General features: G+C 71.2%; 27 protein-coding genes. 17 read left to right on the forward strand and 10 right to left on the reverse strand.

The genetic code is table 11. The annotated features are described in order from the left end of the window. Positions 1–5: 5 nt before the first annotated feature. From rsrA to ACQPY0_RS06850, 3 genes are all read left to right on the forward strand, one after another. Positions 6–290, forward strand: a complete 285-nt coding sequence (rsrA, locus tag ACQPY0_RS06840; protein ID WP_432986039.1) for a mycothiol system anti-sigma-R factor — start codon at positions 6–8, stop codon at positions 288–290. Positions 291–675: 385 nt separating this feature from the next. After that, entirely contained in the window at positions 676–891 is a 216-nt protein-coding gene (locus ACQPY0_RS06845) for a biotin/lipoyl-binding carrier protein (RefSeq protein ID WP_432986041.1), read from the forward strand. Positions 892–1037: 146 nt separating this feature from the next. Further along, the gene (locus ACQPY0_RS06850; protein WP_432995048.1) at positions 1038–1523 is read left to right on the forward strand and encodes a GNAT family N-acetyltransferase; all 486 of its coding nucleotides are present in this window, start codon (positions 1038–1040) and stop codon (positions 1521–1523) included. Positions 1524–1678: 155 nt separating this feature from the next. Here the strand turns inward: ACQPY0_RS06850 and ACQPY0_RS06855 are convergent, their stop codons facing one another. Beyond that, complete coding sequence (locus ACQPY0_RS06855) at positions 1679–2434, reverse strand: TetR/AcrR family transcriptional regulator (protein WP_432986043.1); 756 nt, start codon at positions 2432–2434, stop codon at positions 1679–1681. A 90-nt stretch (positions 2435–2524) separates the two neighbouring features. Here ACQPY0_RS06855 and ACQPY0_RS06860 point away from each other — a divergent pair, with 90 nt between their 5' ends. Then, the gene (locus tag ACQPY0_RS06860) at positions 2525–4078 is read left to right on the forward strand and encodes an MDR family MFS transporter (RefSeq protein WP_432986045.1); all 1554 of its coding nucleotides are present in this window, start codon (positions 2525–2527) and stop codon (positions 4076–4078) included. A 124-nt stretch (positions 4079–4202) separates the two neighbouring features. Continuing rightward, positions 4203–5231 (forward strand): SIS domain-containing protein, encoded by a 1029-nt coding sequence (locus tag ACQPY0_RS06865; protein WP_432995050.1) that lies wholly within the window; start codon positions 4203–4205, stop codon positions 5229–5231. Here ACQPY0_RS06865 and ACQPY0_RS06870 read toward each other — a convergent pair. Next, positions 5206–5655, reverse strand: a complete 450-nt coding sequence (locus ACQPY0_RS06870; protein ID WP_432986047.1) for a hypothetical protein — start codon at positions 5653–5655, stop codon at positions 5206–5208. The two genes, ACQPY0_RS06865 and ACQPY0_RS06870, sit on opposite strands and share 26 nt — an antisense overlap. A gap of 23 nt (positions 5656–5678) precedes the next feature. On the opposite strand from ACQPY0_RS06870, the gene ACQPY0_RS06875 reads away from it, so the two are divergent. The 6 genes from ACQPY0_RS06875 (at position 5679) to ACQPY0_RS06900 (ending at position 11242) form a co-directional block, all read left to right on the forward strand. Continuing rightward, positions 5679–7175 carry a sensor histidine kinase gene (locus ACQPY0_RS06875; RefSeq protein ID WP_432986049.1) on the forward strand — a complete coding sequence of 499 codons (1497 nt, stop codon included), beginning with the start codon at positions 5679–5681 and terminating at the stop codon, positions 7173–7175. Between the two features lie 391 nt (positions 7176–7566). Next, positions 7567–9255, forward strand: coding sequence for a nitrite/sulfite reductase (locus ACQPY0_RS06880; RefSeq protein ID WP_432986051.1), 1689 nt, complete (start codon positions 7567–7569; stop codon positions 9253–9255). Beyond that, positions 9252–9413, forward strand: a complete 162-nt coding sequence (locus tag ACQPY0_RS06885; protein WP_395900435.1) for a hypothetical protein — start codon at positions 9252–9254, stop codon at positions 9411–9413. The genes ACQPY0_RS06880 and ACQPY0_RS06885 overlap by 4 nt, the downstream gene beginning before the upstream one ends. After that, positions 9410–10129 carry a phosphoadenylyl-sulfate reductase gene (locus ACQPY0_RS06890; RefSeq protein ID WP_432986054.1) on the forward strand — a complete coding sequence of 240 codons (720 nt, stop codon included), beginning with the start codon at positions 9410–9412 and terminating at the stop codon, positions 10127–10129. Before ACQPY0_RS06885 ends, ACQPY0_RS06890 begins: the two co-directional genes overlap by 4 nt. A gap of 7 nt (positions 10130–10136) precedes the next feature. Continuing rightward, the gene (locus ACQPY0_RS06895; RefSeq protein WP_432986056.1) at positions 10137–10859 is read left to right on the forward strand and encodes a sirohydrochlorin chelatase; all 723 of its coding nucleotides are present in this window, start codon (positions 10137–10139) and stop codon (positions 10857–10859) included. A 50-nt stretch (positions 10860–10909) separates the two neighbouring features. Beyond that, on the forward strand, positions 10910–11242 hold the full coding sequence (locus ACQPY0_RS06900; protein WP_432995052.1) for a zf-TFIIB domain-containing protein: 333 nt from the start codon (positions 10910–10912) through the stop codon (positions 11240–11242). Between the two features lie 73 nt (positions 11243–11315). Here ACQPY0_RS06900 and ACQPY0_RS06905 read toward each other — a convergent pair whose 3' ends face one another. Together ACQPY0_RS06905 and ACQPY0_RS06910 are read right to left on the reverse strand one after the other, a co-directional pair. After that, positions 11316–11573: a WhiB family transcriptional regulator gene (locus ACQPY0_RS06905; protein WP_190257048.1), complete on the reverse strand. Its 258-nt coding sequence runs from the start codon at positions 11571–11573 to the stop codon at positions 11316–11318. A 381-nt stretch (positions 11574–11954) separates the two neighbouring features. After that, complete coding sequence (locus ACQPY0_RS06910; protein ID WP_432986058.1) at positions 11955–12893, reverse strand: diacylglycerol/lipid kinase family protein; 939 nt, start codon at positions 12891–12893, stop codon at positions 11955–11957. Between the two features lie 107 nt (positions 12894–13000). Here ACQPY0_RS06910 and ACQPY0_RS06915 point away from each other — a divergent pair, with 107 nt between their 5' ends. Then, a complete protein-coding gene (locus tag ACQPY0_RS06915; protein WP_432986060.1) occupies positions 13001–13414 on the forward strand; it encodes a hypothetical protein in 414 nt (137 codons plus the stop codon). A 120-nt stretch (positions 13415–13534) separates the two neighbouring features. Beyond that, positions 13535–14230, forward strand: coding sequence for a FadR/GntR family transcriptional regulator (locus ACQPY0_RS06920; protein ID WP_432986062.1), 696 nt, complete (start codon positions 13535–13537; stop codon positions 14228–14230). A 21-nt stretch (positions 14231–14251) separates the two neighbouring features. Here the strand turns inward: ACQPY0_RS06920 and ACQPY0_RS06925 are convergent, their stop codons facing one another. The 3 genes from ACQPY0_RS06925 to sodN form a co-directional block, all read right to left on the reverse strand. Beyond that, positions 14252–14680: an ATP-binding protein gene (locus tag ACQPY0_RS06925; protein WP_432986064.1), complete on the reverse strand. Its 429-nt coding sequence runs from the start codon at positions 14678–14680 to the stop codon at positions 14252–14254. Positions 14681–14705: 25 nt separating this feature from the next. Beyond that, positions 14706–15191: an N-acetyltransferase family protein gene (locus ACQPY0_RS06930; RefSeq protein ID WP_432986066.1), complete on the reverse strand. Its 486-nt coding sequence runs from the start codon at positions 15189–15191 to the stop codon at positions 14706–14708. Between the two features lie 87 nt (positions 15192–15278). Next, entirely contained in the window at positions 15279–15683 is a 405-nt protein-coding gene (gene sodN, locus ACQPY0_RS06935; RefSeq protein WP_432986068.1) for a superoxide dismutase, Ni, read from the reverse strand. A 69-nt stretch (positions 15684–15752) separates the two neighbouring features. Here sodN and ACQPY0_RS06940 point away from each other — a divergent pair, with 69 nt between their 5' ends. The 3 genes from ACQPY0_RS06940 to ACQPY0_RS06950 all read left to right on the forward strand — a co-directional run bounded on the left by ACQPY0_RS06940 (position 15753) and on the right by ACQPY0_RS06950 (position 18331). Next, positions 15753–16067: a S26 family signal peptidase gene (locus ACQPY0_RS06940; RefSeq protein ID WP_432986070.1), complete on the forward strand. Its 315-nt coding sequence runs from the start codon at positions 15753–15755 to the stop codon at positions 16065–16067. Positions 16068–16174: 107 nt separating this feature from the next. Beyond that, the gene (locus ACQPY0_RS06945; protein ID WP_432986072.1) at positions 16175–17356 is read left to right on the forward strand and encodes an NAD(P)-dependent malic enzyme; all 1182 of its coding nucleotides are present in this window, start codon (positions 16175–16177) and stop codon (positions 17354–17356) included. A 30-nt stretch (positions 17357–17386) separates the two neighbouring features. Continuing rightward, positions 17387–18331, forward strand: a complete 945-nt coding sequence (locus tag ACQPY0_RS06950; RefSeq protein ID WP_432986074.1) for a zinc-binding dehydrogenase — start codon at positions 17387–17389, stop codon at positions 18329–18331. A gap of 4 nt (positions 18332–18335) precedes the next feature. Here ACQPY0_RS06950 and ACQPY0_RS06955 read toward each other — a convergent pair whose 3' ends face one another. Continuing rightward, positions 18336–19277 carry an alpha/beta hydrolase family protein gene (locus ACQPY0_RS06955; protein WP_432986076.1) on the reverse strand — a complete coding sequence of 314 codons (942 nt, stop codon included), beginning with the start codon at positions 19275–19277 and terminating at the stop codon, positions 18336–18338. Between the two features lie 72 nt (positions 19278–19349). Here ACQPY0_RS06955 and ACQPY0_RS06960 point away from each other — a divergent pair, with 72 nt between their 5' ends. After that, entirely contained in the window at positions 19350–19985 is a 636-nt protein-coding gene (locus ACQPY0_RS06960) for a Pr6Pr family membrane protein (protein ID WP_432986078.1), read from the forward strand. Positions 19986–20189: 204 nt separating this feature from the next. Here ACQPY0_RS06960 and ACQPY0_RS06965 read toward each other — a convergent pair whose 3' ends face one another. Further along, positions 20190–21245 carry an alpha/beta hydrolase family protein gene (locus ACQPY0_RS06965; protein WP_432986080.1) on the reverse strand — a complete coding sequence of 352 codons (1056 nt, stop codon included), beginning with the start codon at positions 21243–21245 and terminating at the stop codon, positions 20190–20192. 593 nt (positions 21246–21838) lie between these two features. Continuing rightward, a complete protein-coding gene (locus tag ACQPY0_RS06970; RefSeq protein WP_432986081.1) occupies positions 21839–22018 on the reverse strand; it encodes a DUF6104 family protein in 180 nt (59 codons plus the stop codon). Positions 22019–22022: the final 4 nt, after the last annotated feature.

Raw genomic sequence — 22022 nt, forward strand, 5'->3', positions numbered from 1 at the left:
ATCCGATGAGCTGTGGAGACCCGCACGAGACCGACTGCAGTGACGTTCTCGCCGAGGTGTACCTCTACCTCGACCTGGAGTGCGCCGACGACCGGCGCGCGCTGATCCGCGAGCACCTCGACGAGTGCTCGCCGTGCCTGCGCGAGTTCGGCATCGAGCAGGAGGTCAAGGCCCTGGTGGCGCGCTGCTGCGGCTCGGAGCTCGCCCCGGTCGAGCTCAAGGCCCGGCTACGCGCCAAGCTCTCCGAGCTGGTCGTCAACGCCGACTCCCGCGAGCTCCGGCCGGACTAGTCACGGCTCGGCTACACTGCGCCACCTCGAGTCCGGGGATTTGTGAGCGTCTGTTACGGTAGGTAAGCCGGCACGCACCGCCGAGGTCCGCGTACCGCACTGACTGGTCGTCCCCGCGGCGCCCTCGTTCTCCACTGCCTCGCACTACGCTCATCTCTTGGTCCACGGCCTGCGGTGGTGGCCCGCAGGTGCGCGGCTCCGGGCTCGCAGCGTCAGCGTCCGCCGCCCGCCCCGGAGGCCGACGCCGCCGAAGCGCTGGCCTCGCTGCTCTCGCGGCCACGGTGGTCCCCGCCGCGAACAGCCTGTTCAGGCCCGGTTTCCCCGCGACGGCGGGGCGCACCGATATGCTGCGAGCGCAACGATGCAGCCACGAAGGAGACCCGCGATGTCCGACGAGATCCGCGCCGAGATGGTCGCCAACGTCTGGAAGATCACCACAGAGGTCGGCGCCGAGGTTGCCGAGGGCGACACCCTGGTGATCCTTGAGTCGATGAAAATGGAGATCCCCGTCGTGGCCGAGTCCGACGGCACGATCAGCAAGATCGCCGTCAACGAGGGCGACGTGGTCCAGGAGGGCGACCTCATCGCCGTGATCGGGTGAGCGCACCCGCCACGCCGCCGGGCGCGTCGGCCCCACCCGCTGGCGCCCGCCCGACACCGGGCGGACCGACTCCACCCGGCCCCGCCCTGCGGTCGAACCCGGAGACGCTCAGCGCGGCCGCTGTGCGGGGCCCGCTCGTCGTCCGGATGATCGAGCCCGGCGAGTATGGCGAGGTCGCGCGGCTGACTGTGGAGGCCTACCGGGTCGACGGGCAGCTTGAGGCGTCGCCCGAGTACGCGGATGTGCTCGCCGACGTGGCGGGGCGCACGGCCGCGGCCGACGTGCTGGTCGCGGTCCAGGACGGGGCGGTGCTGGGGGCGGTGACGTTCACGCTGCCGGGCGGCGCGTACGCGGAGGTGTCCCGGGACGGCGAGGCCGAGTTTCGCACCCTGGCCGTCGACCCGGCCGCCCAGCGGCGCGGGGTGGCCCGGGCCCTGGTCCGCGCGTGTGTCGAGCGGGCTGCCGAGCTGGGATGCCGCGCCCTCGTGATCTGCGTGCGGGATGACAACCCGGGTGCGCACGCGCTGTACACCCAGTTCGGCTTCGAGCGGGACCCGTCGCTGGACTGGTCGCCGGTGCCCCGGGTCAACCTCCTTGGGCTGCGCCTGCGACTGGCGGTTCTGGCGCGATAGGCCGGCCCGGCCAGGGGCGGACCCGGACCCGGGAACTGGGCTACGCGGCCGGCGGCTGGGCGGCGGGGGTCGGAGCCGGGGGCAGGGCGGGGCAGGGCAGGGCAGGGCAGGGCAGGGCAGGGCAGGGGGAATTATCCCGATTTAGGCGGAAACTGTCAGCGCGGCTGCGCGGCGGAACCGTCGGAATCGGTGGCGTTCGGGCGTAGTCCGCCGTCCTTGTCGGACAGGGCCTCACTCACGGTGTCGGCGGGCTCGGGGTCGGTGGGCGGAGTGCCGGCGCCCAGGCGGTCGGCCGAGGACATCAGCTCCGTGGCGACCTCCAGGGCCGCCTCGCGGCGTTGCAGCGCCGTGCCCGGGTGTTCGCGCAGCAGGACCCAGCTGGCGTGGACCGCGAACAGCGCCATCGACCGTCGCAGGTGCTGGGCCATCGTGTCCTGCGGGTCCGCCAGCAGTTCGAAGACCCGCATCATCTGCTCGCGCAGGCGCTTGCCCGCCGGCAGGGTGTTGATCAGGGTCTGGTTGCGCTCGAAGAACCTGATCACGTTCTCGTGGACGAACTCGTCGTGCAGGTTCGCGTAGCGCTCGATGAAGCGTATCCGCTGGCCGGGGTCGCGCGGCTGGGTCTCGGCCCACTCCAGCAGGGCGTCGACCGCCTTGATGCGCTGCTCGATCAGGCTCGAGACGATGTCGTCTTTGGTCGGGAAGTGGTAATACAGCGCCGCCTTCGTCACGCCCAGGCGTTCGGCGATCTCGCGCAGCGACGTCTTGTCGTAGCCGTCCTCGATGAACATGTCCAGGGCCACGCGCTGGATGTGGGCGCGGACGTCGGCGCCTTCGGCCTCGCCCGTGCGGATCCGGTTGCGGCCCCGCACGACCCGGGCCGTGGCCTGCTGCTCACCCCGACTGTCCATCGCCACCGATCCTACTTGACGCTCGACTAGTAACAGCTTACCGTGCGGCTAGTAAGTCAACTAGCCGGTCGACAGGTAAGTTCGGGGAGCGTGCCTGAAATGTCCGAAACAAAAACTGGCAACCCGGTGAAGGTCGTCCTTCCCGGGCTGCTCATGGCCATGCTGCTGGCCATGCTCGACAACGTGATCGTGGGCACCGCGATGCCGCGCATCGTCGGTGACCTGGGCGGGGTTGATCACCTCTCGTGGGTCGTCACCGCCTACGTGCTCGGCACCACCGTCTCCACCCCGCTGTGGGGCAAGCTCGGCGACCTCTACGGCCGCAAGGGGGTCTTCATCACCTCGATCGTGCTGTTCCTGATCGGCTCGGCGCTGTGCGGCATCGCGACGTCGATGCCCGAGCTGATCGGCTTCCGCGCGTTCCAGGGCCTCGGCGCCGGCGGCCTCATGGTGGGGGCGATGTCGGTGCTCGGGGACCTGGTGCCGCCGCGGGAGCGGGGGAAGTACCAGGGGCAGTTCGCCGCCGTCATGGCGGTGGCGATGGTCGCCGGGCCGCTTGTCGGTGGCTTCATCACCGACCACGCGAACTGGCGCTGGGCGTTCTTCGTGAACCTGCCGCTGGGTGGCGCGGCCCTGGCCCTGCTCGCGCTGCGGCTGCACCTGCCGAAGCGGCGCACCGAGCACCGCATCGACTGGCTCGGGGCGCTGCTGCTGTCCGTCGGCGTGACCGGTCTCGTGCTGATCACCACGTGGGGCGGCACGCAGTACGCCTGGGGCTCGGCGCAGATCCGCGGCCTCGCCGTGGTGGCGGTGCTCGCGCTCGTCGCGTTCGTGCTGGTCGAGCGGCGCCACCCGGAGCCGATCGTGCCGCTGGGCATCTTCGCCAACCGCAACTTCACGCTGGTGGCGCTGGTCGGCTTCCTGGTCGGCTTCGCGCTGTTCGGCGCGGTGACGTTCCTGCCGCTCTACCAGCAGATCGTCCAGGGCGCCTCGGCCACCAACTCGGGGCTGCTCCTGCTGCCGATGATGGGCGGCATGCTGCTCACGTCGCTGCTGGTCGGGCGGATCATCACCCAGACCGGGAGGTATCGCGTCTTCCCGATCATCGGCGGCGCCGTGCTGGTCGCCGCGATGCTGCTGCTCGCCCAGCTCGGGCCGCACACCTCGAAGTGGGAGTCCGGCGCGTTCATGGCGGTGCTCGGGCTCGGCCTGGGCTTCCTGATGCAGACCACGATGATGATCGCGCAGAACAGCGTCGAGCTGAAGGACCTGGGCGTCGCCAGCAGTACCGCCACCTTCGCCCGCTCCATCGGCGGCGCGTTCGGCGTGGCGATCTTCGGGGCCATCTTCAACCACCGCCTGCACTCGATGCTCGGCGAGCGCCTCGGCTCCGCGGCCGCGGACCGGCTCGCCAGCGGCGGCGGGGGTGCGCGCATCGACCCCGCGACGCTCGCTCAGCTGCCGGCGCCGGTGCGCACGGCGGTCGTCGACGCGATCGCGGGCGCCACGTCCGGCGTGTTCCTGTGGTCGACCGTGGCCGCGGCGGCGATCCCGGTGCTCGCGTTCTTCGTCCGTGAGGTCGCGCTGCGCGGTGGGCCGGCCGCCGAGCCGTCCGAGCGCACGATGGTTGCGCGGGAAGGGTAGTTTCGCGCACGAGCTGCGCGAACTTGCCCCCCGAACTAGCGATCGGTGCGCGAAACTGCGAAACTATGAGCAGTAACGCGCACCGATCGAGCAGTGGAGGGGACCGTATATGACCGGCGCCGGGATGAAGGCCGACATCGCCGAACAGCCGGAGGTGTTCGCTCGCCTGCTCGACGAGCGCGCCGGCGAGATCGGCGAGGTGGCCGCGAAGATCGTCCAGTGGAAGCCGCGCAGCGTGGTGTTCACCGCGCGCGGCACGTCCGACCACGCGGCCCTCTACGCCGCGTACCTCACCGAGATCCGCCTCGGCATCCCGGCCGGCCTGGCCAGCCCGTCGGCGATGACGGTGTACGGCGCCCGCCCCGACCTGCGCGACACGCTGGTCGTCGGGGTCAGCCAGAGCGGCGGCTCGCCCGACCTGCACGAGGTGCTGCGGGTCGCGCGCGAGCAGGGCGCGCACACCCTGGCGGTGACCAACAACGCCGCCTCGCCGCTGGCGCAGGCGGCCGAGCTGCACGTCGACGTGGTCGCCGGGCACGAGGTGGCGGTCGCGGCGACGAAGACCTACACGGCGGAGCTGCTCGCCCTGCTCATGCTCGTGGAGAGCGTGCGCGGCGGCGGCACCCTGCCGGCCGAGGAGCGTGCGGAGCTGGCCAAGCTGCCCGGGCACGCGCAGGCGCTGCTGGCCGACGACACCGTGGTCGACCTCGCCGCGCGATACCGCTTCGCCGCCCGCCTGGTCACCACGGGCCGCGGCTACGCCTACCCGACCGCGCGCGAGACGGCCCTGAAGCTCATGGAGACCTGCTATCTGGCCGGCCTCGCGTTCTCCGGTGCGGACCTGCTGCACGGCCCGCTGGCGATGGCCGACCCGGACGTGCCGGTGCTCGCGGTCGTCGGCAACGGCCCGGCGGGGGAGTCGATGCGCGACGTGGTCGCCCGCCTCGGCGAGCGCCGCGCGGACACGGTCGTCTTCGGCCCGAGCGCGCTCGAGGGGGCCAAGGGCTGGGTGCGCACCCCGGACGTCGACGAGCGCTACGCCCCGCTGCTGGACATCCTGCCGCTGCAGCGCCTGGCGCTGCAGCTCGCACTGCTGCGCGGCGAGAACCCCGACGCGCCGCGCGGGCTCAAGAAGGTGACGACGACGCTGTAGCGGCCTCGACCGGGATCACCGCCGGCCGGCCCTCGCGCAGTTCCTTGGTCGGGAAGGAGGCGGCCGGGCGGGTGCCGACCATGACGAGGTACGTCGCCCGGCTGCCGGAGAGGTTGGCCAGCTCGAAGGCGAAGTTGCAGTCGTAGCCGGCGCCGTCGGGGGCGAGCACCCCGGCGGCGAGCTGCGTCGCGGCGATGACGTGCCCTTCGGTGTCGGCGACCCGCACCGTCCCGCCGGCCACGATGTCGGGCACGGAGGCCGGGGCGAGGCAGGCGGAGCCGGTCGCGCCGCCGGCGGCACCGGCGACGCTGACGTAGCCGTGCAGCAGGAAGCCGTCGGGCTTCGAGGTCTCGTCGTGGCGGCCCGCCCAGCCGCATCCGCCCAGCGAGAGCACCATCAGCAGGGGAAGTACCAAACGCCGCACCCGGCAACCTTAGTCTGGTCACCGTGTCCACCCTGCGCGACCTCGTCGAGGAGCACACGAGCCTCGAGCCTGATGACATCGAGCACCTGCACCGCCTGGCCGGCGACTGGCAGATCGTCTCGGACCTCAGCTTCGCCGACCTGCTGATGTGGGTGCCGATCGAGGTCCGCGGCGAGTTCATCTGCGTGGCCCAGGTGCGCCCGACCACCGCCGGCACCGCCTACCAGGACGACCAGGTCGGCCGGATCGCGGGCGGGCCGGAGGTCGCGCACCTGGCGATCGTGCGCCAGCAGGGGCGGATCTGGAGGGAGGGCGACCCGGTCTGGTACGGCGACATGCCCGCCCGCCACGAGGCGATCCCGGTCCGCCGCCGCGGCCACGACAAGGTCATCGCCGTGCTCGGCCGCGACACCAACCTCAGCACCGCGCGCACGCCGGCGCAGCTGGAGCTCAACTACCTGACCACCGCCGACGACCTCACCCAGATGATCGCCGACGGCAGCTGGCCGCCGCCGCGCCACCCGGGCGAGACGACCAGCGCACCGCGCATCGGTGACGGGCTGGTCCGGCTGGACGCCACCGGCAAGGTCACCTACGCCAGCCCCAACGCGCAGTCGGCGTACCGCCGGCTGGGCCTGACCACCCACCTGGTGGGCGAGAGCCTCGCGGAGACCACCGGCCGGCTCGTCGACGACCCGCTGGAGGGCGCCGACGCGACCGACCGCGTCCACCAGGCCCTGCACGGGGAGGCCCCGGCCCGCAAGGAGCTGGAGGCCCGGGGCGCGACCGTGCTCATGCGGGCGCTGCCGCTCATGCCGGCGGGGGTGCCGATCGGGGCGCTCGTGCTGGTGCGGGACATTACCGAGGTACGCCGGCGGGACCGGCAGCTGATCACCAAGGATGCGACGATCCGCGAGATCCACCACCGGGTCAAGAACAACCTGCAGACCGTCGCCGCGCTGCTGCGCCTGCAGGCGCGCCGCGTCGGCGTTCCGGCCGCCCGGCATGCCCTGGAGGAGTCCGTACGCCGGGTGGCCTCCATCGCCCTGGTCCACGAGACGCTGTCCATGTCCTCGGAGGCCTCGGACGAGGCGGTGGAGTTCGACGGCATCGTGGACCGGGTCGCCGCGGCGGCCGTCGAGGTGGGGGCGGCCGGGTTCAACGTCGCCGTGCGCCGTGAGGGCGACTTCGGGGTGCTGCCCGCCGAGATCGCCACCCCGCTGGTCATGGTCCTCAACGAGCTGCTGCAGAACGCCGTCGAGCACGCGTTCGAGCCCACGGCGCCGGCGAAGCCCGAGGTCGTGGTCTCGGTGCACCGGTTCCGCAAGCAGCTGCACGTGACCGTCGCCGACAACGGCTGCGGGCTGCCCGAGGGCTTCGACCTGGACTCGAGCGAGCGGCTGGGCCTGCAGATCGTGCGCACGCTGGCCACCGGCGAGCTGCGCGGCACGATCGAGCTGCGGGCCCGGGCGGAGGGTGGCACCGAGGCGGTGATGGTGGTCCCACTGGCCAGGCGCTGAAACCGACCGGAGTGTGGGACGAGCCCGCCCGCTGCCGTCGAGCGCGCCGATAACCAAACCCCAATTCCTACCGACTGGGTGTTATTCCAGTTACACCTTCGTCAAATTCTGTTGAGAGAACCCTCACGCAGACGTGGCGTAAGGACCGCCGCACGTGGAAGACTGCACCCCATGCACGCTGCTTCTCTGCGGCTCGTCAGCCGCCGACACGTCGACTACGGTCGCGTGCGCAGCGCCATCTGTCCGGCTTGCTGAACGCCGCCCGTCGAATTTTTCCCGGGTGCGCGACTTCGCGCCGGATTTTTTATGACATCGACGTCATCCGTTTCCGTCGTATTCGGAATCGGCCGGCGCTTGGTCGCGCGCTCTCGATCCCTGAGAGGACGCCGACATGTCGGTGAACACTGTCCGCGGACGTGGTGCGGCTGGTGGGCGCCCCCGTGGTGAGGGGCAGTGGGCCCTGGGGCACCGCGAGCCGCTCAACCCGAACGAGCGCAGCAAGAAGGACGACAACCCGCTCAACGTCCGGGCCCGCATCGAGAACATCTACGCGCACCGGGGCTTCGACTCGATCGACCCCGCCGACCTGCGCGGGCGGTTCCGCTGGTACGGCCTGTACACGCAGCGCCGCCCCGGCATCGACGGCGGGCGTACCGCCGTGCTGGAGCCCGAGGAGCTCGACGACCGCTACTTCATGCTGCGCATCCGCAGCGACGGCGGTCAGCTCTCGCTCGAGCAGCTGCGCGTGATCGCCTCGATCTCGCAGCGCTTCGCCCGCGACACCGCCGACGTCACCGACCGGCAGAACATCCAGCTGCACTGGATCGAGATCGAGAACGTCCCGACGATCTGGCGCGAGCTGGAGGCGGTCGGCCTGTCGACCACCGAGGCCTGCGGCGACACCCCGCGGGTGATCCTCGGCAGCCCCATCGCCGGGGTCGCCGAGAGCGAGGTGCTCGACCCGACCGAGGCGATCACCGAGATCAACCGGCGTTTCGTCGGCGACCCGGAGCTGTCGAACCTGCCGCGCAAGTTCAAGACGTCGATCTCGTGGCTGGCCGACACGCCGTACGAGGCCAACGACGTCTCGTTTGTCGGCGTCATCCACCCCGAGCACGGGCCCGGCTTCGACCTGTGGGTCGGCGGCGGGCTGTCGACCAACCCGATGCTCGCCCAGCGCCTCGGCGCCTGGGTCCCGCTGCACGAGGTGCCCGAGGTCTGGCTGGGCGTCGTGCGGGTGTTCCGCGACTACGGCTACCGCCGGCTGCGCAGCCGCGCCCGGCTGAAGTTCCTGGTCGCCGACTGGGGCGCGGACCAGGTCCGGCAGATCCTGGAGAACGAGTACCTCGGCCGCCGCCTCGTCGACGGCCCGGCGCCCGAACTGCCGGAGAAGCCGGTCGACCACATCGGCGTGCACAAGCAGTGGGACGGCAAGTACTTCGTCGGCGCCGCCCCGATCGCCGGGCGCAGCTCCGGCACCCAGCTCGCCGGCGTCGCCGACCTCGCCGAGGCGCACGGTTCGCAGCGGATCAGGCTCACGCCGTACCAGAAAATCCTGGTTCTCGACATCGAGCAGGACCGCACCGAGTCGCTCGTGGCGGGCCTGTCGGAGATCGGCCTGGAGGCGCGGCCCTCCTCGTGGCGGCGCAGCACGATGGCCTGCACCGGCATCGAGTTCTGCAAGCTCGCGATCGTGGAGACCAAGGCCCGCGCGGCCGAGCTGATCGAGCACCTCGAGAAGAAGGTCGCCGACCTCGACGCCGACATCTCGATCCACCTCAACGGCTGCCCGAACGCCTGCGCTCGCACCCAGGTCGCCGACATCGGCCTGAAGGGCATGCTCGTGCGCGACGAGAGCGGCGAGATGGTCGAGGGCTTCCAGATCCACCTCGGCGGCGGCCTGGGCATGGCGGAGGGGCAGACCGCCGGCTTCGGCCGGAAGCTGCGCGGCCTCAAGACCACCGCGGCCGCCCTGCCCGAGTACGTCGAGCGGGTCGCCAACAACTACCTGGCCGGGCGCGAGTCCGGCGAGTCCTTCGCCCGCTGGGTCATGCGCGCTCCCGAAGAGGAGTTGCGATGAGCGAGAGGATGGCGCCGCTGCACTGCCCGTACTGCGGCGAGGAGGACCTCAGACCCCATGAGGACGCGCACGGCGCATGGGAGTGCCGCAGCTGCGCCCGCGTCTTCTCACTGAAATTCCTGGGACTGGCGGCGAAAGCGTTGGAGGCCAAGCGATGACAACGGTTGCCGGAACTACACTGAGTACGCAGGAGTCGATCGACCTGGCGAAGGCCGCCTCGGCCCGCCTGGAGAACCAGCCCGCGGAGAAGATCGTCGAGTGGGCCGCGGCCCAGTTCGGCGACCGGTTCTGCGTGACCAGCTCGTTCGCCGACGCGGTGCTCGCGCACGTCGTGTCGCGCGTGGTGCCCGGTGTGCCGGTCATCTTCCTCGACACCGGCCTGCACTTCGCCGAGACGCTGCGGGTGCGCGAGATCGTGCAGCGCACGCTACCGGTGACCGTCCGCTCGATCCGTCCCCGCCAGACGGTCGCCGAGCAGGACGCCGAGTTCGGGCCGCGGCTCTACGCCCGCGACCCGGACGAGTGCTGCTTCATGCGCAAGATCGAGCCGCTGGAGCGGGCCCTGGACGACTACGACGCGTGGGCCGCCGGCCTGCGCCGGGACGAGTCGCCGAGCCGCGCCAACACGCCGATCGTGAGCTTCGAGCAGGCCCGGAGCAAGTTCAAGGTCTCGCCGCTGGCGCAGTGGACGCAGGCCGACGTCGACGCGTACATCTCGCGGTACAACGTGCCGGTGAACGCGCTCATGCGGCAGGGGTACGCCTCCGTCGGCTGCTGGCCGTGCACCCGGCGCACGCCTCCGGGCGGCGACCCGCGCGGCGGCCGCTGGCCGATGTTCGACAAGACCGAGTGCGGTCTGCACACCTCCGGGTGATCGCCGCATGACGGCTGTACTCCTGGTGGCCCACGGGTCCTCGGACCCGCGGGCCGCGGCGGCCACCCGTGCGCTGGCGCGGGCGGTCGCGGCCCAGCGGCCCGGTTCGGACGTGCGCTGCGCGTTCCTCGACCACGCCGGCCCGCGCCCCGGCGAGCAGCTGGCGGCCTTCGCCGCGCTCGGGCATCGCCGCGCCGTCGTCGTGCCGCTGCTGCTCACCAACGCCTTCCACGGCCGCTACGACCTGCCCGCCGTGCTGCAGCGGGCCCGGGCCGACGGCCTGGCGCTCGACGTGACCACGACCGACGTGCTCGGCGCCGGCGCGCCCGCGCTGCTGCTCTCGGCGCTGCGCCGGCTGCTGCCGCCGATCTCGTACGACGGTGTGGTCCTCGCCGCCGCCGGCACCCGCGACGACCTGGCCCGCCACGGCGTCGACGTCGCCGCGGCGGCCCTGGGGGCGTCGCTGGGCCGGCCGTGCGTGGCCGCCTATGCCTCGGCCTCCCCGGTGACCGGGGCCGCCGCCGTGGCCGCCCTGCGGGCGCGGGGCTGCGAGCGGATCGCCGTCTCGTCGTACTTCCTCGCCCCCGGCAAGCTGCACGATCTCGTGATCGACTCGGCGCTGCGGGCCGGGGCGCTCGCGCCGGTCGCTGCGCCACTGGGAGCGCACGTGGACGTCGCCCGTCTCGTGGTGTCCAGGCTCGGCGAGTTCGGGCTCCTACGGGCCGCCTGAGGCCGTTGCTGAACCGGCACGTGGCACGTAGCGGTTACCGTTGACGGATGATGACTTGTCCCAAGTGCCGTGGTGAGATGCGCCAGTTCGAGCGCAGCGGTGTCACCGTCGACCAGTGCCTCGAATGCCGCGGGATTTTCCTGGACCGCGGCGAGCTGGAGCGGCTGATCGACGCCGAGCAGGCCTGGCAGGGCCGCCAGCAGCCGTCACACGGTGGTGGATATCCGCAACAGCCGTCATACGGCGGTGGATATCCGCAGCAGCCCCATCAGCAACCGTACCCGCAGGCGCATGGCGGACATGGCGGTTACGGTCATTACGGCCATCACAAGAAGCACCGGAGGCATCACCGGGAGAGCTTCTTCGGTGAGCTTTTCGACTGAATCCCGAACGCAACAACGCCCCGGCCGAAGCGGCCGGGGCGTTCGTCGTCTGTCGTGCGTGTGTGTGAAAGGCTCAGGCAGAGTGAGCGCGGACCCGCAGGCCGCCGCGACGCTTCATCAGGCGACGCTCGTCTTCGCTCATTCCGCCCCAGACGCCTGCGTCCTGACCGGAGTCGAGCGCCCACTGGAGGCACTCGGAGGTCACAGAGCAGCGCTGGCAGACCGCCTTCGCCTGCTCAACCTGCAGCAACGCTGGGCCGGAGGTCCCGATGGGGAAGAACAGCTCCGGGTCCTCGTCGCGGCAGAGGGCATGGTGGCGCCAGTCCGACATGGCGGCAACACTCCTTGTTTTTTTCGCGGATCGTTGTTGATGATTCCCGTTATGCATCTCATGTGACGGTTCGGCTAGGCGGAGCCTGAAGATCCGTAACATGTGTGCGGGCAACGCTCAGTGGTCGTTTCGCTTGTGAATGCTTTCACGAACTCCCGCGATGTCAAGGGGTCCCAGTCAAAAAAATCCAAGCCGGTGAGCAAGCTCACGCGATGTTTGTCCGGTTTTGTGGTAGCTGGTGACCCTGGCTCGCAACAGTCAGTGACCAATGTAGTACGGTTCGGTCAACGACCGGAGGGCTTTCGGGGATGCGGCTGCGGTGTCTCTGTCGCGACTCTCTGCAACTTTCTCCCCCTTCGGTGGTGATCGCCGCGGGGTGGCTCAACACACTACGCGTAACGCCCCGGGTACGGATGCGAAATCCAGCTTGTCGACCTCGCCGAGGTGCTCCCCGTCGACCTGATAGGCGATCGGTCTGGCGGCGGTCAGCGTGAACCCCGGCAGGTCGTGCAACTGCACGACATGTTTGCCTTTCGGCTCGTGGCGGTTGGAAAGGATCTGCGCCACGGTGCGCGTCGTGCCCCCGACCGGGAGTTCCCGCAGGCCGAGTAGGTCCAGGCCGGTGTCGAACGAGGCGCGCGGGTTGGGGTTGACGGGCCGCTCGCCGATGTATGTCCACGGTGCCGTGTTCTGCACCAGCATCCACGCTAGCCCGGAAAGAGCCGGTTCGCCGGGCAACTCGAGCGTGAGCAGCGGCACCCGCCGATTCGTGGCGGCGAACTGGGCCATCGTCGAGCGGAAATACAGCCACGGCGTGGACGTGGAGCCCTTGTGCCGGGCCTGGTCGACGCGGCGTACGACCTCGGCGTCCAGGCCCAGGCCCGCGCAGAAGGTGAAGTATCGGTCGTCGGCGCGGCCCAGGCCGATCAGCCGCTCGCGGCGGTCCCGCAGTGCCTCCAGGATCGCGCCGGTGCCCTCGGCCCAGTCACTGGGCAGCCCGAGCGCCCGGGCGAAGACGTTCGTCGAGCCCCCCGGCACGACCGCGAGCGCCGGCCGGTCGTGCGCGCGGTCCGGCGCGGGGCCCGCGTCGAAGGTCATCAGGCCGTTGACGGCCTCGTTCACGGTGCCGTCGCCGCCGAGCGTCACGACGAGGTCGAGGCCCTCCCGAGCCGCCTCGCGAGCCAGGTCCGCGGCGTGGCCGCGGCGCTGGGTGTAGGCGACGTCGAGGTCGACCTGGCTGCGCAGAGCCCGCACCAGGATGTCCCGCCCGCGTTCGGTGGTGGTCGTGGCGTTGGGGTTGACCACCAGAAGGGCTCGCATGGGCGGCACTGTACCCCGTTCCCCGCGCGATAAGGTTGGACCCGTACAACCCCGTCGGATGTCGTGACACACGTCGTGAGCAGGAGGGACGCGCAGGTGACAGGCGCGTGCAGGTGAACGGGACGGCCGCGGCCTCCACGGTGCCCGAGCGGGCCCCGGCGACCCTGCGCTGGGCCGTGCGCCTGCTCCTCGTCGAGGGCGCCGGGCTTCTCCTGGTGACGCTCTGGCTGGTGTATCTCGACCTGACCTCCGACGCGGCCTCGGTCCCCGGCGCCGTCTCGGTGACGGTCTACCTGGCGCTCATGACCGCGTGCTTCCTCGGCATCGGGCTCGCCCTGCACCGCCGGCGCCGCTGGGCCCGCGGTCCCGGGATCGTGGTGCAGATGCTGCAGATGCCGATCGGCCTGACGATGCTGCAGACCGGCTCGCCGTGGCTCGGCGCGCCGCTGTTCGTCCTGGGGCTGACCGGCGCCGTGCTGCTGTTCGCCCCCGCCACCCGGATCGCGCTGGGCGTGCGCTGACCGTTCGCTGCGCAGGTGGGTCGGTTCGCTCGCCGTATACACCTCGCTGAGAAACAAGGTGTCCGTTCTGCGCGCGTGGGTCCGTCCGCAACCGGTTTCGGTGCTCTACGCTCGGTTGTCGTGACGGTCGCACCTGCCTACCAGGTCCTCGCCGAGCGCCTCCGCGACGACATCATGTCCGGCCATCTCCGTCCTGGCGAACGCCTGCCGACCGAGCCCCAGCTGTGCGAGCAGTCGGGCCTGAGCCGCTCGACCGTTCGTGAGGCCCTGCGCCTGCTCAGCAGCCAGCACCTGATCGTCACCACGCGCGGGGTCAACGGCGGCAGCTTCGTCGCCGAGCCCGACGCGCACGCCCTGGGCGAGACCCTCTCCGACGGCGTCGGCCTGCTGCTGGCCAGCGGCGCGGTGACCGACGAGGACTTCCTGGAGGTCCGCCGTCTGCTGGAGGTGCCGGCCGCGGGCCTGGCCGCCTCCCGCCGCTCCGCCCACCACCTGGCCGAGCTCGAGGCCGCGATGTTCGACCCGGCCCGCGACGACCTGGAGCGGCGCATCGAGGCGCACGCCGCCTTCCACCTGGCGGTGGCCGCCGCGGCCGGCAACTCCCTGCTCGGCCTGGTGGTCCGGCCGCTGTACAACCTCACCGACCGGCGTGCGGTGGAGCGGGCCGCGCCGCCGCCGTTCTGGCACGCCGTCGACCGCGACCACCGGGCGATGATCGCCGCCATCCGGGCCCAGGACGCGGCCCGGGCGATGGAGCTGGCCAGGACCCACATCGACCACGCGCGACCGGCCGAGTATCTGGCCGCCGCGCTGTAGGCGGCCACCACGAGGGGTCGTTCAGGAAGGGCGGCGCTTGGTCAGGCGGATGCCCGCCTGGTGCGCGTCGACCGTCGCCGAGACCTCGTCGGCGAGGGCGCTGAGCACCTGCCAGGCGAAGCTCTCGCCGCCCGGGAGGCGCTCGTCCGGGGAGCCCAGGGGCACGGTCGTGTAGACCGTGAGGGCATCACTGGTGACGGTGAACCGGCAGCAGAGCTCGACGGTGTCGCCCAGCTGGGGGGTGTCGGCGGCCACCGCGAGCAGCATGGCGCACGCCTCGTCCACCGCGATGCGCAGGTCCTCGATCTCGTCGAGCGTGAACTGCAGGCGCGCGGCCAGGCCGGCCGTGGCCGTGCGCAGCACGCCGAGGTATGCGGGCGACGCGGGCACGGCCAGCAGTACCACGTCGTCGCCGTCGGCGCCGGACCTCTTCGAAACGACCTGAGTCACGCGATGAACCCCCTCGCAGGCGACTCTACGACCCCTGTACACCCCGCGACGCGGCGAGGGCGGCCAGCGGCGCGCCGCAGAGCCGGTACGGCACCCATTCGGACTTCGGCCCCGCGCCCAGGGCCTCGTAGAACCCGCGGGCCGGGTTCCAGTCCAGAACCCCCCATTCGAGGCGGCGGTACCCGCGCTGCACGCAGACCGCGGCCAGCGCCGCGACGAGGGCCTTGCCGGCGCCGGTGCCGCGGGCGGCCGGGCGGACGTAGAGGTCCTCGAGGTAGATCCCGTGCACGCCTTCCCACGTGGAGTACGTGAGGAACCACAGCGCCATGCCGACGGGCGCGCCGGCCTGCTCCGCGACGTGGCAGAACACGGCGGGGGAGGGGCCGAAGAGGGCGGCGCGCAACTGCTCCTCGGTGAGATGGCACTCGTCGCGGGCGCGCTCGAACTCGGCGAGTTCGTACACCATCTCGACGATCGCGGGGGCGTCGTCGGGCCCGGCGGGGCGGATCATCGAACTCCCTGTCTGCGAAGACCGGCTGCAAAAGGATTCCCCCACCCCGCGTGGCGGGATGGGGGAAACGCTCGGAAGGATCGCGGCTCAGGCCTGCTTGGTCTCCCAGAAGATCTTCGCGATCTCGTCGATCTTCGCGAGGAGCTGCTCGGCCACGGCCGGGTCGGCGGAGCCCTTGGCGCCCGTGGCCCCGGCGAGCTTGGTCGCCTCGTTGAACAGCGAGTGCAGCTGCGGATACTTCTCGAAGTGCGGCGGCTTGAAGTAGTCGGTCCACAGCACCCACAGGTGGTGCTTCACCAGCTCGCTGCGCTGCTCCTTGATGATGAGGGCACGCGTGCGGAACGCGGGGTCCTCATTGGCCTGGTACTTCTCAGAGATTGCCTTGACGGACTCGGCCTCGATTCGGGCCTGCGCCGGGTCGTAGACACCACACGGCAGGTCGCAGTGGGCGCTCACCACAGTGCGCGGGGTGAAAAGCCGCGACAGTCGCATCGAACCCTCCAGGGTGATTTGCGATGATCCTCAGTGCTGACCCTACTCCTATCCACGTTCGGGGATTTCATGCGCCTGCCGTGGTTTACGGCACTCGTGTCCGGCCCCTCGATGGTGCCGACGCTGCGCTCCGGCGACCGGATCCTGGTGCGGCGCACGGCGTCCGCCCGCCCCGGCGACGTGGTCGTCGCGCGGTTCCGGGCCCGGCCGGACCTGCTGGTGGTCAAGCGGGTCGAGCGGGCCGACGCTGACGGGTGGTGGGTGATGGGTGACAACCCGTTCGGAAGCGACGATTCGGCGCGTTATGGGCGCGCTGACATTGTCGGCCGTGTGACATTTCGCTGGTGGCCACAACCGGTGCGCCTGCGGCGGGTCCCAAGCTAAGGTTGGGCGGATACGGGTGACCCCCGGCCGCCTTCGCAATGTACTTTCGCGCTTTCCACCCGGCCGCGCGTCCTTCCTGTATCGCAAGCCGAGGCAAAGGAGCCCCCGTGCTTACATCTGTGTCCGATTCCGTCTCGGACCCCGTGTTCGATCTGCACAACGGCGGAAAACTCTCGGTGCAGTCGACGGTCCCGCTGTCCACCCGCGAGGACCTCTCCCTGGCGTACACGCCCGGCGTGGCCCGCGTCTGCGAAGCGATCGCCGCCGACGAGTCCCTGGTCCACAGCCTCACCTGGGTCGGCAAGGCCGTCGCCGTGGTGACCGACGGCTCGGCCGTGCTCGGCCTGGGCAACATCGGCCCCCGCGCGGCGATGCCGGTCATGGAGGGCAAGGCGGTGCTGTTCAAGCAGTTCGGCGGCGTGGACGCCGTGCCGATCTGCCTGGACACCCAGGACCCCGACGAGATCGTGCGGATCGTGACCGCGCTCGCGCCGTCCTTCGGCGGGATCAACCTGGAGGACATCTCGGCGCCGCGCTGCTTCGACATCGAGCGGCGCCTCGAGGAGTCGCTGCCGATCCCGGTGTTCCACGACGACCAGCACGGCACCGCGATCGTGGTGCTGGCCGCGCTGCGCAACGCCGCGAAGGTGCTCGGCCGCGACCTGGGCGACCTGCGCATCGTCGTGAGTGGTGCGGGTGCGGCCGGCGTGGCGGTGACCCGCATGCTCATCACCGGCGGCGCCGATGCCGGCGAGATCATCGTGCTCGACTCGCGCGGCTGCCTGCACGCCGGGCGCACCGACCTCAACCCCGTCAAGGCCGAGCTCGCCCGGGACACCAACGCGGGCGGCGTCACCGGCGACATCGCCTCGGCGCTGCGCGGGGCTGACGTGCTCATCGGCGTCTCCGGCGGCACGATCGGCGAGGCGGCCCTGACCGGCATGGCGCCCGAGGGGGCGATCCTCGCCCTGGCCAACCCCACCCCCGAGGTGCACCCGGAGATCGCGGCGCGCTACGCGAGCGTCGTCGCCACCGGCCGCAGCGACTTCCCCAACCAGATCAACAACGTGCTGGCCTTCCCCGGCATCTTCCGCGGGGCGCTGGAGTCCGGGGCGACCCGGATCAGCGACGGCATGAAGATCGCCGCGGCCGAGGCGATCGCGGGCGTGCTCGCCACCGGCGAGATCGCGCCCGACTGCATCGTGCCGAGCGCGCTGGACCCGCGCGTGGCCCCGGCGGTCGCGGCCGCGGTGGCCGAGGCGGCCCGCCGCGACGGCGTCATCCGATAGCCCGGTTCCGCTCACATGAAGGTCACGGACATGCGCGCCGCACTCGCAACCTCGTTCAACGATGCCGACCCGCTGTCCGTGCTCGAGATCGGCGACGCCCCGCAGCCGGCGCCGCGCGACGGCTGGGCCGTGGTGGACGTGCGCGCCAGCGCGCTCAACCACCACGACCTGTGGTCGCTGCGCGGCGTCGGCCTGCGCAAGGAGCAGCTGCCGATGGTTCTCGGCTGCGACGCCGCCGGCGTCGGCCCGGACGGCACCGAGGTCGTGGTGTATCCGGTCGTCTACACCGAGAAGGGCGACTTCACGATCCTCTCGGAGTACTACCCCGGGACGGTGGCGGAGAAGGTCGCCGTCCCGGCGTACAATCTTGTGCCCAAGCCCGCGGAGCTCACCTTCGCGGAGGCGGCCTGCCTGCCGACGGCGTGGCTGACCGCGTTCCGCATGCTCACGACCAAGGGTCGCCTGGAGGCCGGCGGCGCGGTCCTGGTGCAGGGCGCGGGCGGCGGGGTGGCCACGGCGGCGGTGCTGATCGCGGGTGCCCTCGGCGCTCGGGTGTACGCCACGAGCCGCGACGCCGCCAAGCGTGACCGGATCGCGGCCCTGGGTGCCACGGCCCTGGAGCCCGGCGCCCGTCTGCCCGAACGCGTCGACGTCGTGATCGAGACGGTCGGCGAGGCCACCTTCGAGCACTCGATGAAGTGCGCCAAGACGGGCGCGCGGATCGTGGTCTCGGGCGCGACGAGCGGCCACCTGCCGACGATCAACCTGCGGCGGATGTTCGCGCTGCAGCTGGAGATCCTGGGCACCAGCATGGGCACGCCGCAGGAGCTGGCCGACCTGATGGCGCTGCTGGCCCGCACCGGCATCCGGCCGGTGATCCACTCGGTGGTGCCGTTCTCGGAAGCCCGCAAGGCGTTCGAGCTGCTGCACTCCGGCGACGTCTTCGGCAAGGTGGTGCTCGACCACACCGCGTGAACCTTCACAGGTGTGAGTCGAGATCCGTCGATGGTGTGAAGGCGGCGCGGGCGGCCTGGTCGCCGTAGAGCTCGAGGCGCAGGAACTCCAGCGTGCTCTCCGCGACGGTCTGGAAAGCGGGGTTGTCCGGGCTCAGGAACGGGTCGTTGTGGTTGCCGCCCGGGATCGTGAGCATCGCCTTCGCCCACGGCACCAGGTCGTACGTCGCCTTGCCGCTTTCGTAGGACACCAGCGGGTCGGCGTCGCCGTGGACGAAGAGCAGGGCCGCGGGCGTGCCGGAGAACGCCGTGCCGACGCCGAGCCCGCTGCCGGCGAGCACCACGCCCGCCCGCAGGCGGGGATCGCGACCGGCGGTGAACAGCCCGACCGTGGTGATCGCGCCCGCGGAGTGCCCGGCCGCGGCCAGGCGCTTGGCGTCGACCCGCTGCCCGAGCGGCCCGGACAGAACCTTGCCGAGCACGAAGCTGGCGTCGGCGGGCTGGTTGAGCACATCGAGCACGTCGAAGTCCGCGGCGCCGCGCGTCGTGTGCGGGTAGGCCGGCGCGATCACCACGAAGCCGGCCTCCGCCCAGCTCTTGAGCAGCGGGGCGAACTCCTCCGGGGTGCCGTTGAGGCCGTGGCTGAACACGACGGCGGGGTAGTGCCCCGGGTGGTCCGGCGTCCAGACGAGCGTCCGCAGCGCGCGTCCGTCGCGCACGTACGTGACCTGCTGCGACGACACCGACAGCACGGACTGCGGCAGGGCGAGGGGCGGCGGCAGCTGTACCGCGGCCAGCCGGTTCGCCGCCGTCGCCCCGGGTGACGGCGACCGCGTGGCCCATCGTGCCGGGGCCTCCGGCTTCGCCGTGCAGCCGGCCACCAGCCCGGCCGCGAGCAGCAGGCCGAGCGCGTAACGGGCCAGAGGGTGCACCGGGGAACTCGCGGCGGGGGCGGGGCGCGGGCGCATGGCTCCAACGGTACGGACGGCCGGGCGGGGCGACCGCTTCCGCGGAGGGCGAATTCTCGCTACCTTCCGCGCATGACTGTCGTGTTCCGTGCGCTCACCGCCGTCTGCGCGGTGGCCGGGATCGTCGCGCTGCAGCTGTGGAACCACGGTGACTGGGGCTCGTTCGTGTACTTCACGGTGCAGAGCGCCGTGATCATCGCCGTGGTCTCGGCGATCGCGGCGGTGGGGACGGTTCCGGCCTGGGTGCGCGGGGCGGCGACGCTCTACAGTTGCATCACCGGCACCGTCTACCACACGCTGCTGGCCAACCCCGCGAGCCCGTTCTACCAGCCGGACTCCGGGGCGCACGCACTGCACAACCTGCTGCTGCACACCGTGGTGCCGATCCTCGCCGCGGTCACCTGGCTGCTCGTCGAGCGGGAGCGGGTGCGCTGGTGGTTCGCCGCGGTGTGGCTCGCTTACCCGCTCGCGTACCTCGTCTTCGCCATGATCCGAGGCGCGTTCGTCCACGAGTACCCGTACCCGTTCATCGACGTCAACAAGCTGCACGCCGGCGGGGTCACGATCACCTCGCTCGGGTTCACCGTCGCGTTCTTCCTGCTCGGGCTGCTGCTCATCGGGCTCGGCACGCTGCTGCGGCGGGCGCTGCCGGCTCGTGCGGGGACCTCGGACGAGGACACCCGGGTTGAGGACGCCGCGGGGGTATAACGTGCGCTTGGCTGCCCGCAGCGCGGCATGGCCCCGGCCCCCGGCAGGAACGCTCGCGGTCCCCCGCCCGGGGGAGAGTGCCACAATCCGACACTGTTCGGCCACTGTCGGAAGTCGCGGGCTCGGTAAGGTGGCGGCCATGCCCGATGAGCGAATTGACCCGAGTCAGAACACTCAGGCTTTTCAGGCTTGGGTGAACACCAATCAGCCGGCCGAGCCCGCCAGGTCCAGAACCTTACTCTGGGTCGGCGTGGGTGCGGCCGTCGTCGTGGTGGCACTGGTGCTGTTCGTCGCGTTCGGATAGTCACCCGGGAACAGGCCGACCGACTCGAAGTGCGTGCAGCCCGGCTGCGTGGCGTCACTGGGCAGCCGCATCCGGGCCACGTCATCGCCGTTGAGCGCGAAGTCGAGGAAGTCCAGCAGCGTGGCGAGCACCTGCGCGTGGCCGCGCTCCGGGTCGTTGGTGCCGGCGCCGTGTTCGCCGCCCTCGATGCTCAGGAAGGCCTTGGGCCACGGGTCCTTGCCGTAGGACTCGCGGCCCTGGCTGTAGGCGACCACCGGGTCCTTGTCGCCGTGGATGAACAGCAGCGGGACCGGGGTGCCCTTGTACGCCTGGGTCGGCCGCCCCGCGAAGATCACGCCGACCTTGAGCCGCGGGTCACGCTTGCCCGTGAACAGCCAGTTCGTCGTCGTGCCGCCGCCGGAGTGCCCGACCGCGCCGAGGCGCTCCGGGTCGATGCTCGCCGCGAGCGGGTTGTCCGCGTCCATCATCCGCGTGATCACGAACGAGGCGTCCACGGCCTGGTTGGGCACGTCGGTCTTGTCGAACTTCCGCCCGTCCTTCTTCGTGTACGGATACGCCGGCGCCGCCACGATGTATCCGGATTCGGCCAGGAACTTCGTCATCCCCTCCTGCATCTGCGGGTTGCTGTAGAAGCCGTGGCTCCACAGCAGCAGGGGATACTGGCCGGGCAGCGGGGTCGCGTCGACCTGGGCGCGGCCGTGCGTCTTGCGGGCCGAGCCGCGCACCGGATACCACACCATGGTCGGCAGCGGCCGGTCCTTGCCCCGCGCGAAGTCGAAGTGGCGCACGCCGACCGCGTGCGGGGCCGGGGACGTCTCGACGGCCGTCGCGCCGGCGGCGGTGGTGAACGGCGTGCCGCTGTCGTCGGAACCGGACGTGGCGAAGGCGCCGCCCAGGACGAGCAGGGCGACGGTCAGCAGCGTGACGGTGGTGGTTCGGGTGCGACGTGCGGGCACATTCAGAAATGTAAGGTCGCCTTGTGGTGGGCGTTATCGCCCGACTGGGGACAATCGATTGGCTTGCCGGACTACACCAAGTTGTAGGCGGATGACCCATTTGGACGACACGGCTACCGTCGGGTAGATCGGCTCTGACCGGTCGCCGGGATTGACTGCCGGATATTTCCGATTTATCGGAAATGGCGCTCCGGCGCCTCGGTGAGCCTCCGTGGGCGCGGTAAAATGGACAAATCGGAATATTCGCTGCTCCGCGGTGGGCATTTCCCTCAAAGCCTGTAACGCTCGGAGAGCCCGGCAGCGGGTCGAGTCGCGCTTCGTCGCGGCGTGGCGGGTGTGGGTCCGCAGCGTTGGTCGCGGGCATGCGGAGGCGTTCGACGATGTCAGCGGCGGGCCGCGGCGGGAACTCGGTGCGAGGCGGGCGGTGCGGGGGCTGGGGCGCGGCGGGAACTCGGTACGAAGCGTGCGGTGCGGGGCTGACGCGGCCGATCGGCCGCTGCCTCGGTGGCGCCGTGCAAGGGCGAAGCCGCGCGGCGAGGCGGGCCGGTCCGGGGGCGGATCCTGGACCGGCCAACGGCGTCAGTGCGGGCGGGTCACTCGTCGTCCTCGTCGTCGAGGCGGGCCAGGTAGACGGCCAGGCGCTCGATCGGGGTCTCGAACTCCGGGTTGAGGTCCACGAAGTCGCGCAGGCGCTCGGCCAGCCACTCGAGGGTGACCTCCTCGTCGCCGCGGCGCTGGGCGAGCTCCTCGATGCCGCGATCGGTGAAGTACATAAGC

This window comes from Dactylosporangium sp. CA-233914 (genome assembly GCF_050942935.1).
GTDB lineage: Bacteria > Actinomycetota > Actinomycetes > Mycobacteriales > Micromonosporaceae > Dactylosporangium.

Excerpts from the sequence above, each read along its gene's own strand:
- rsrA (WP_432986039.1), top strand. The coding sequence starts at position 6 with ATGAGCTGTGGAGACCCGCACGAGACCGACTGCAGTGACGTTCTCGCC.
- ACQPY0_RS06845 (WP_432986041.1), top strand. The coding sequence starts at position 676 with ATGTCCGACGAGATCCGCGCCGAGATGGTCGCCAACGTCTGGAAGATC.
- ACQPY0_RS06850 (WP_432995048.1), top strand. The coding sequence starts at position 1,038 with ATGATCGAGCCCGGCGAGTATGGCGAGGTCGCGCGGCTGACTGTGGAG.
- ACQPY0_RS06855 (WP_432986043.1), bottom strand. The coding sequence starts at position 2,434 with ATGGACAGTCGGGGTGAGCAGCAGGCCACGGCCCGGGTCGTGCGGGGC.
- ACQPY0_RS06865 (WP_432995050.1), top strand. The coding sequence starts at position 4,203 with ATGAAGGCCGACATCGCCGAACAGCCGGAGGTGTTCGCTCGCCTGCTC.
- ACQPY0_RS06880 (WP_432986051.1), top strand. The coding sequence starts at position 7,567 with ATGTCGGTGAACACTGTCCGCGGACGTGGTGCGGCTGGTGGGCGCCCC.
- ACQPY0_RS06885 (WP_395900435.1), top strand. The coding sequence starts at position 9,252 with ATGAGCGAGAGGATGGCGCCGCTGCACTGCCCGTACTGCGGCGAGGAG.
- ACQPY0_RS06890 (WP_432986054.1), top strand. The coding sequence starts at position 9,410 with ATGACAACGGTTGCCGGAACTACACTGAGTACGCAGGAGTCGATCGAC.
- ACQPY0_RS06895 (WP_432986056.1), top strand. The coding sequence starts at position 10,137 with ATGACGGCTGTACTCCTGGTGGCCCACGGGTCCTCGGACCCGCGGGCC.
- ACQPY0_RS06900 (WP_432995052.1), top strand. The coding sequence starts at position 10,910 with ATGACTTGTCCCAAGTGCCGTGGTGAGATGCGCCAGTTCGAGCGCAGC.
- ACQPY0_RS06905 (WP_190257048.1), bottom strand. The coding sequence starts at position 11,573 with ATGTCGGACTGGCGCCACCATGCCCTCTGCCGCGACGAGGACCCGGAG.
- ACQPY0_RS06910 (WP_432986058.1), bottom strand. The coding sequence starts at position 12,893 with ATGCGAGCCCTTCTGGTGGTCAACCCCAACGCCACGACCACCACCGAA.
- ACQPY0_RS06930 (WP_432986066.1), bottom strand. The coding sequence starts at position 15,191 with ATGATCCGCCCCGCCGGGCCCGACGACGCCCCCGCGATCGTCGAGATG.
- sodN (WP_432986068.1), bottom strand. The coding sequence starts at position 15,683 with ATGCGACTGTCGCGGCTTTTCACCCCGCGCACTGTGGTGAGCGCCCAC.
- ACQPY0_RS06940 (WP_432986070.1), top strand. The coding sequence starts at position 15,753 with ATGCGCCTGCCGTGGTTTACGGCACTCGTGTCCGGCCCCTCGATGGTG.
- ACQPY0_RS06950 (WP_432986074.1), top strand. The coding sequence starts at position 17,387 with ATGCGCGCCGCACTCGCAACCTCGTTCAACGATGCCGACCCGCTGTCC.
- ACQPY0_RS06955 (WP_432986076.1), bottom strand. The coding sequence starts at position 19,277 with ATGCGCCCGCGCCCCGCCCCCGCCGCGAGTTCCCCGGTGCACCCTCTG.
- ACQPY0_RS06960 (WP_432986078.1), top strand. The coding sequence starts at position 19,350 with ATGACTGTCGTGTTCCGTGCGCTCACCGCCGTCTGCGCGGTGGCCGGG.
- ACQPY0_RS06970 (WP_432986081.1), bottom strand. The coding sequence starts at position 22,018 with ATGTACTTCACCGATCGCGGCATCGAGGAGCTCGCCCAGCGCCGCGGC.